This is a genomic window from Treponema sp. UBA785 (assembly GCF_002297065.1).
In the GTDB taxonomy this organism is placed as follows: Bacteria; Spirochaetota; Spirochaetia; order Treponematales; family Treponemataceae; genus Treponema_D.
The window spans coordinates 15,234-24,471 of sequence record NZ_DBJD01000079.1; the positions used below are offsets into that span (position 1 = coordinate 15,234).

The 9,238-nt window shown below is 41.8% G+C and carries 4 protein-coding genes; 1 reads left to right on the top strand and 3 read right to left on the bottom strand.

Translation table 11 applies throughout. The features are described 5' to 3' along the window. The 3 genes from B2X33_RS06745 to B2X33_RS06755 form a co-directional block, all read right to left on the bottom strand. Nucleotides 1-1,535 (bottom strand): PDC sensor domain-containing protein (locus B2X33_RS06745; protein ID WP_296668542.1); only part of this gene is annotated, 1,535 nt, incomplete at its 3' end. A gap of 114 nt (nucleotides 1,536-1,649) precedes the next feature. Continuing rightward, a complete protein-coding gene (locus tag B2X33_RS06750; RefSeq protein ID WP_296024337.1) occupies nucleotides 1,650-3,605 on the bottom strand; it encodes an ABC-F family ATP-binding cassette domain-containing protein in 1,956 nt (651 codons plus the stop codon). 13 nt (nucleotides 3,606-3,618) lie between these two features. Continuing rightward, on the bottom strand, nucleotides 3,619-5,055 hold the full coding sequence (locus B2X33_RS06755) for an SH3 domain-containing protein (RefSeq protein WP_296024339.1): 1,437 nt from the start codon (nucleotides 5,053-5,055) through the stop codon (nucleotides 3,619-3,621). Between the two features lie 242 nt (nucleotides 5,056-5,297). Between B2X33_RS06755 and dnaE the strand changes: the two genes are divergently transcribed. Next, nucleotides 5,298-9,011 carry a DNA polymerase III subunit alpha gene (gene dnaE, locus B2X33_RS06760; RefSeq protein WP_296668544.1) on the top strand — a complete coding sequence of 1,238 codons (3,714 nt, stop codon included), beginning with the start codon at nucleotides 5,298-5,300 and terminating at the stop codon, nucleotides 9,009-9,011. Nucleotides 9,012-9,238 lie beyond the last annotated feature (227 nt).

Sequence of the window (9,238 nt, forward strand, 5' to 3'; positions counted from 1 at the left end):
GCATTCATTGCCAAAAGGTTTGTCTGGCTTGCAATCGACGAAATTATTTGGTTTGCGTCCAAAAGTTTTCCAGACTGCGTCTGAATTTCTGCAATTTTTGAATTCATCTGCTTGTGTTTTTCAAGTCCTTTTCCTGCATTTGTCTCAAGATTTACAAAAGCCTGAGAAAGGTTTGAAACAGAATCATTTACAGCATCGATATTTTCAATCATTTGCGAAATACAAGAACCGGCATTTGTCACGCCTTCGTTTTGTTGCAAAATCATTTTTCCAAGAGAGCTTATTTTTAAAGAAATTTGCTCAACGGTTTCCGAAGTTTCGTCTACGCTCGAACCCTGTTCGTTTATCGAAGCCTCAACAGCTCCGATATGACGGTTAATTTCTTCAATAGATTTTACAATTCCCCGGATTGAAGCACGCAAAATTTCGAGAGCACGGCTAAGCTCATCTTTTGAATTCTTGAGGTTTAAAACCATTTGCTGAAGTTTTCCGACAAAAACATTAAATCCGTTCTCTATATCCAAAATCAATTTAGATTTTACACCAGGCTCGCTTGAATGAAGTCTTTTTGTCAAATCAGCATCGCTAGAAGCAAAATCTCCAACAGCCTTATTCAACGCTCTAAGCGGCAGCAAAAAGTGCCTTGCTGTCATCAACCCCCAAAGAGCAAGCGCAAAAATCAAGACAATTGCAACAGGAAAAGCTGCACATGGCAACGCAGTTTTTAAATTATACGGAACAAAAAGCGCCATTTGCCAGTCAACCGACGGAATAGGCGCTACAACAAACGCTCCGCTCCTGCTCTTAAAAAAAAGCTCGCCTGTCGAAAACATATACTTTTGGTCAAGCGCAGGAACCGTTTCTGAAATTTTCGTCTTGTTTTCCAAAAGTTTTGTGTCGGCAGCGCCTGTAATTTCTCCGTTTTTATTGTAAAAAAACATTTGATACTTGTGTTCGAGATTTTGATACATCATATCGACAAAGTCAGAAAGGTCAACTCCAGTTCCGACAAGGCCAATTCCTTTGCCAAAACCGTCGCGCACAATCGCATCAACCCAAAGCATGGATTTTTTAAGCGCAATGTCGTAACTCACCATAAAAGTGTAGTCGTCTTTTAATTCAAGGCAAGTCGGAAACCATGAATTTGCAGGATCGGATTTATCAAGAGTGTAAAGAACCCTTCCGTTAGAATAATAAAGCAGGTCGTTGTCAGAAATAGAAAATGAATTTTTTCCCTTAAACATTTCCTGATAAGAATGAATTTCTTCGGCAGCACGTTCAGAAAGTTCTCGGTCAGAAGGATTTTCCATATAAGCAGAAATTAAAGGCGATTTTGCCATTTGAGTTGCGAGCAAAAGCTGACCGTCAAGATTGGAAGAAAACTCCAATTCTTTGATTCTGGCAACCTGCATTAAAGACGATTCTGTTTTCGAAAAGAAAACAAATCTTGTTCCAGCAACAACAAAAAAAACGGCAAAAATCACAAGCAAACAAAAAATTAAACATTTAAAAACTGAAGAACAACTTTTTTTCATAAAAAACTCCCCATTTAGACTATAGAAATATTTTAATCCATAAAAAAAATTCTGTCAGATTTTTTTATGTTTTTTGTCTTCAGTTTGTTTTTTGTTAATCTTCTTCCGAACTAATTAAAATTTTTCCAGAGCTTCGGCCGCTTCCATCCACTGAAGATTCAATTCTTCGAGCTTTTCTGCAAGTTCATCGATTTTTTTCTGAACGGATTTTGCTTTTTCACCATTTGCATAGACTTCCGGCTTTGCCATTTGCGCTTCCTGGGCAGATTTTTCTTCTTCAAGCTTTAAAATCTGTTCTTCAAGATTTTTTACGTTTTTTTCGGCACGGCGCCTTTCCGATTCAATTTTTTTTTGCTCTTCCCACGAACGTTTTGTTTCTGTTTTTTCTTCTTTTTGAGAAAATTTTTCCGGCTGAGCAGAAGATTTTAGTTCATCGTTTTGAGAAAATTCACCGCTGGCTTCGCGCTCAAGACGCTCCATATAATATTTGTAATCGCCAGGAAACAGCCTGAACTGCCCCGGTTTTAATTCAAGAACACGAGTGCTTAAATTCTCGATAAATCCGCGGTCATGGCTTACAAAGATAACAGTTCCGCCAAAATCTTTCAGAGCATCAAGAAGGACATCTTTTGAATGCATGTCCAAGTGGTTTGTAGGTTCGTCCAAAATCAAAAAATTTACAGGACGAAGAAGAAGCTTTAAAAGTGCAACGCGCGCTTTTTCGCCGCCAGAAAGAACATCAAGACTTTTATGGACATCGTCTCCCCGAAACAAAAAGGCACCGAGCATATCGCGAATTTTGGGAATAAGTTCCAAAGGAGCTTCGCTTTCTACAGTATCCAGAACAGATGCGCTGCCCTTTAGCGTTTCGGCATTGTCCTGGCTAAAATATCCGATTTTTACTCCGCTTCCAAGTTTTACTTCGCCCGAAAAATTAGAATCCTCTCCGGCTATTATTCGCAAGAGAGTTGATTTTCCAGCGCCGTTATGTCCGGCAACAACCAAACGCTCACCGTTTTCGAGAACCAAATCCAAATTTTGAAGAACATTGTGTTCTCCGTCGTAAGATTTTGTAATTTTTGAAAGTGTTGCAACCAGCCGTCCAGAATGCGGGGCTGGAGGAAATTTAAAATGAATTTTTTTCAGGCTTTCAGGAATTACAATCTGTTTTTCGAGAATTTTATCGAGCATTTTCTGACGTTCCTGTGCCTGAGCCGCCTTCGTCGCCTGAACACCGAAGCGATTTATAAATTCCTGAAGGTGCGCAATTTCTGCCTGCTGCTTTTCGTATTCGCGAATTAAAGTTTCGAGTTCGATTTCGCGCACTTTTTCGTAGTGAGTGTAATTTCCAGGATAACGCTTTAATTCGCCGTTAAAAAGTTCATAAACTTCGTTTACGGTATGGTCCAAAAAATAACGGTCATGGCTTACAAGCAAAAATCCGCCTTTGTAGTTGTCTAAGAATTTTTCCAGCCAGCCACGGGCTTCAATATCAAGATAGTTTGTAGGCTCGTCTAAAAGCAGAATATCTGGATTTACCATCAAAGCTTTCCCAAGCGCAATGCGCATCTGCCAGCCGCCGGAAAATTCTTCACAATTTTTATCTAAATCTTCGCGGCTAAAACCAAGACCTGCCAAAACCTGCTCCGCCATAACCTGACGGCGATTCCATCCGCTTTCTTCAAGCTCGGTCAAAATAGCATCGTGCCGTTCCAAAAGGAGTTTTTCGTTTCCTTCGCCGTTTTTTAGTTTGTCGCCGATTTTTTCCATTTCGGCCTGAAGCTCATATCCAAAACCAAAAGCCTTGTCTGCTTCTTCACGCAGAGAACAACCGTGGTGAGTAAGTCCGCTCTGAGGAAGATATGCAATTCTGGCGTCTTTTTGCGCAACGCGCTGACCGCCGTCTGGCTGAACAAGGCCTGCCATAACTTTTATGAGCGTGGATTTTCCGCTTCCGTTTGCTCCAGTAAGAGCGACTTTTGAGCCTGCCTGCAAGTTCACAGAAACATTTTTTAAAATATCACGGTCTCCAAAAGCAAGGGAAACCTGAGAAAACTGAACAAATGCCATTTATTTTTCCAAATTAGTGATTTTTGCTAAAGTACATAACAAGAGGAGAAGAGCCACGGGCCGTAACAAGATTTCCGCGGACTGTCGCTTTTTTTGCATCTTCAAGACGCAAGCCTTCCGGATCTTTTTTATAGAAAAAACTTACATCTTCGTCCATTCCTTCAAACGAGAATGTCAAAATTCCGTCAAATTCTTTCTTTAACTGATTGCTCAAATAATATTTGACAGAAACTTTTATATTTCCATGCGCGCTGTTCGAAATTACGCCTGGAACAAGCAGCTTAAAATTGTTCCAGACAGCAGTATTGTCTTCGCTAAAAATAATTGTTCCGTAGTTTGAACTGTGATAGACAGGACCTTCATCCACAAAACTCTTAATTTCAAGATTTCGTCTTTCAATTTCTGTTTCGATCGCAGCCTGAACATTTTGAGAAAGCGCAATAAAATTCTCGCTTTTAAGTTTTCCGTCAGTGTCCATATATTGAACGGTAAGCGAATTTTTTCCGATTAAAGTGATGTAAATTCCGTGGCCATCGAGCTGATACGCGCCGTCCTCGTTCTTTTTGATTTTTGTATAAGTCCACTTTTTGTCGAGGTTTTCTGTGCGCAGGGTTGCTGTAAAAGTTAAAGTTTCGCCTTCTTTTGCAACTTTTGGAACAGGAATTTTTTCCGGAATTTCCACTTCCATCTGTTCGCCCGGATTTTCGTCCAAAGGCAAATCTGAAGGCTCTTCCGGTGATTTTTCCGGATATTTCCATTCAACCTGTCCAAAATCAAATCCAAAACTTTCGTCCATTTTTGACAAATCCAGACGGCCGCTCGAAAGCATTGATTTATATTCTTCTGGATACCATTTTTTTGAAAAAGCGGCTGTAAGCTCTTCGTCGATTTTTTCTTCTTCTACTTCGGTTTTTACAGCAATCTGGTTTTCTGTGCGTTCAAAAAGATTGAGATTGTATGAATAGCACCAGCCTTCAGTTCCAGTTCCGGTTAAAACGCGGAGCCATTCGCCGGGAAGCTCTCCATGGCCGTTTGTAGGTTTTACGCCTTTTCCCTGATACAAAACACGGATTACTTCGTTTTTGCGAAGACGGTAAACCTGTTTTGAGCCGTTTTCTGTTCCAGAGCGAATCGGAAGTCCGTCGAGTTTTACGTTTGCATAAGTATGTTCGTAATTGGAATAGCGGGCAGCAAGTTTTTCGGTTTTTGACTTGCTCTGAGGCTCGGAAATCTGCCAGAGAGGAATTTCGACTTTGTGTGTATTTTCAAGTCCCATAATGATATAAGAATGGGAAATGTTTGATTTTACATAAACTTTTACAATCTGTCCTTCGTGGACTCCGGCTTCCGGGTTATTCCAAAGAACAAGTGAGTAGCCGAGTTTTCCACAACCAGTAAAAAGAATTAAATTTAAAAGTCCCGACAATAAAAATACGATTTTTTTATTCATAGTGTTGAATTATCCCACAATTTTTTTTGAATTTAAAGCCCTGACAGTCCTGGCCTGCACTAGCGATGTGCAAGGCGCGGAGCGTTTCCAAATTTATTTGGAAATGGAGCGTAAGCGGAACCTGGAACGTAGCGGCCCGCACAAGCGGGTAGTGCCCAAATTACGAAAAAAATGATAAAATCAAGCCATTTCTAAATGCTGGAATTTTTTGTTCCGATTGTGCTCTGTTTTTGGGAGGAATTATGGCAGATTATCACGTTTTTGAGGCAGCCCCGGAAGGAACTCCACCGGCGAATTTTGTTCATCTGCACGTTCACTCGGATTATTCGCTTTTGGACAGCTGTGCAAAACTTGACGACCTTGTTGCAAAGGCAAAACGCCTTAATATGCCGGCACTTGCGCTGACTGACCACGGAAATATGTTCGGTGCGCTCAATTTTGAAAAACTCTGCCATGTAAACGGCATAAATCCAATTGTCGGCGAAGAATTTTACGTTGCATACGGAAGCCATCTCGAAAAAAACGATGTTCCTTATTCGCACAAAGGAGAGGACGGAGACCGGCAGGCTCACTATTTTCACCTGATTCTTTTGTGCAAAAACCAGAAAGGCTACGAAAATTTGAGCTGGCTTTCGTCGATTGCTTATCAGGAAGGACTTTATTACGGAAAACCAAGAATCGACTTTGAACTTTTAGAAAAATATCACGAAGGTTTAATCTGCTGTTCTGCCTGCATTGCCGGAGAATTGCCGCAGCTGCTTCTTGCGGGCAGGGAAAGCGAAGCCGAAGAACTCGCCTTAAAATACAAAAATCTCTTTGGTCCTGACCATTACTACATTGAATTGCAGGATCACGGTCTTGAAGACCAGAAAACTGTCAATAAAATGCTGATTGCAATGGCGCGAAAACTCGATATTCCGCTCGTCGTTACAAACGATATTCACTATATCGAAAAAGAAGACTGGGAAGCTCAGGACTGTCTGCGATGCATTGGCTTTAAGAAAAATATGAACGAACCGCACCAGACAATGGGCGCTGAAAAACACGAATGGTATTTTAAGACAGAACAGGAAATGCGACAGCTTTTTCCAGACTGCCCCGATGCCTACGAAAATACAGTAAAAATTGCGAATATGTGCAATTTGACTATTAAACAGTATAAAACGCAGGAATTAAAAGAATGTCTTCCGCGGTTTGAGCTTCCAAAAGAATTCCAGACGCATGGCGACGAATACACAAAAAACCAGGACGATTACATGCGTCATCTTGTAGAAGAAGGTTTGAGAAAACGGTATCCGAAAATTACGCCGACAATCCGCCAACGCGCCGAATACGAACTTGGAATTATTTTTAAAATGGGTTTTTCGGGCTACTTTTTAATAGTATGGGAATTTATCAACTGGTCAAAATCAACATGGGACAATGTAAACAACCGCGAAAAACCGTATATTCCGATTGGACCGGGACGAGGTTCGGGAGCAGGCTCTCTTGTTGCCTATTCGCTTGGAATTACGGACATTGACCCTTTCCGTTTTAAACTGATTTTTGAACGATTTTTGAATCCTGAACGCGTTTCAATGCCGGATTTTGACGTTGATATGGATTTCGACTACAGGCAGGATATAATCCAGCATACACGCGATTTGTACGGCGATCCGCAGGTTGGACACATTGTTACTTTTGGAACATTAAAACCAAAAAACTGCATTGCCGATGTTGGACGCACGCTTGGAATTTCTCTTGCAGAAGTAAATATGCTTAAGTCGAAGGTTTCCGAAAACTTAAAGGCAAAACTCAAAAACTGCTTTGACCCTCCTAATGAAAAATTTCCGGACGGAGGACAGCTTGCAGAATTCCGCCACGATCCTCGTTACGAAAAACTCTTCGATCTCGCGCTAAAACTCGAAGGCTGCAAACGAAACACAGGCCTGCACGCTTCGGGAATGGTAATCGGCTTGACCGCTCTTCCAAACTGGGCACCGGTTTTTAAAGATTCAAAAACGGGCGAAGTCGGCGTTCAATACACAATGGACATTATAGAGCCTTGCGGACTTGTAAAATTCGACTATCTTGGACTCAAAACACTTTCGCTCATACGCTACGCAGAAGACATCATCAACAAGCACAAAAAGCCTGGCGAAAAAAAATTTATCTGTGCAGAAGTAAGCGAAACCGACAAAAAAACATTCGATCTTTTTAAACGTGGCGACTCGGTTGCAGTATTCCAGTTTGAATCTCCTGGAATGCAAAAAATTCTGCGCCAATTCCAGCCGGAAAAAATCGAAGACCTTGTAGCATTAAACGCGCTCTACCGTCCGGGTCCACTGCAGTTTATTCCAAACTACATAGACGGAAAATGGAAGCCGGAAACAATTCACTATCCTGACCCTTGCCTTGAGCCGATTTTGAAAGAAACTTACGGCGTTATGGTTTATCAGGAGCAAATTATGCAGGTTTCGCAGAGAATTGCGGGGTTCTCGCTCGGCGGCGCAGATATGCTCCGTCGTGCCATGGGAAAAAAGAAACCTGAAGTTATGATGGGAAAAAAAGTTGAATTTGAAGAAGGAGCAATAAAACAAGGCTTTACAAAAGAACACGCCGACGAAATTTTCGACATAATGGTTCCGTTTGCAGGCTACGGATTTAACAAATCTCATGCGGCGGCATATTCAGTTCTCGCATACAGAACAGGCTGGCTAAAGGCAAATTGCCCGGCAGAATTTATGGCGGCGAACCTTACAAACGAAATCACATCGACAGACGGACTTCCAGTCTACATTGCAGAAGCACGAAGGATGGGGCTTCAAGTTGATCCGCCAGACGTAAACCGCTCAGACTCAAATTTCGATGTTGTAGACGGGCACATCGTCTTTGGATTCCGCGGAATAAAAGGCATGGGAAACTCAGCCGCAAATGCAATCGTAAAAGAACGCACCCAGAACGGTCCGTTCAAAACCTTCATGGACTTTCTTGAACGAATGATAACCGTAAAAGAAGACATTATCGACGAAGAAAGCGGTCAGAAAAAAGGCGAAAAACTTGCCATCAACAAAAAAGCTGTCGAAGTTTTAATAAAATGCGGAGGATTCGACAACCTCGACCAAAACCGTCCGACCCTCATTGCAAACCTCGACTCTGCCTGGGCATATACCGAAAAAAAAGTTTCCGGAGGAAGCGACGGACAAATCAGCCTTTTTGAAAACACAGGCGAAAAAGAATTTGCCGACTACAAATTTGAAGCAATTCCAGATTCAACAAAAATGGAAAAACTGAATATGGAAAAAGAACTCATTGGCTGTTACGTTTCTGGACATCCTCTCGATGACTACCAGAAAGCCTGCGAAAAAGCGACACTCAACTCACAGAATATAATCCGCGAATCAAAGGCCGCAAAAAGCCAGCACGCAGCGGCAATCGAATCCGGCGCAAAACCGTGGCAGCTCAAAAACACCGAAAAAGAATACGTTGCGATTGGAATGATTACAGAACTGCGCTCAATCATCACAAAAAACCAAACAACAATGGCATTTGCAAAATTGCAGGATTATACAGGCACAATCGATTTAACATTTTTTTCAAAAATCTGGGAACAGCTGTCTTCAAAAATCGAAAACGACAAAGTCTATGCATTCCGCGGACGGCTCGACACAAGGCCAGACCGGGAAGAACCATCGTTTATAATCGAAGCCCTCGAAGACCCAGAAATGCTCAAAAACCGTGCAATTCAGGAAATCCACATTCAGCTGGACGACGGGTTTAAGGAAGAGCAGCAAATTTTCAATTTAAAAGAGTTTTTATTTGGAAATTCTGGCAGTTGTTCAGTATATTTTCATATAAATGCAGGCGAAAGTTCTTATACAATAAAAGCAAACACACAACTTTCCGCCCCGGGCACAAACGAATTTTTGGAAAAAGTAAAATCAATGTCGTTCGTAAAAGACGCGTGGCTTTTCTAAAAATTCGGGCGTCCCGGCTTACGCCGTCGGATGTTCCGCCACTTGCTGCGCGCGGTGCTTCGCACTGCCTTCGGCATGGCTCCACCCCCTGACGCAAATTTGGAGAGAACGGCAGGGTATTTCGCCGTTAGTGGCGATTTTGGAGGTAGTATCAAAAAAAATACTTCCCTGTATTTTTTTTGACACAAAGCACTTGCGTGCTTTTTATTTCGCCATCCGTAGCGATT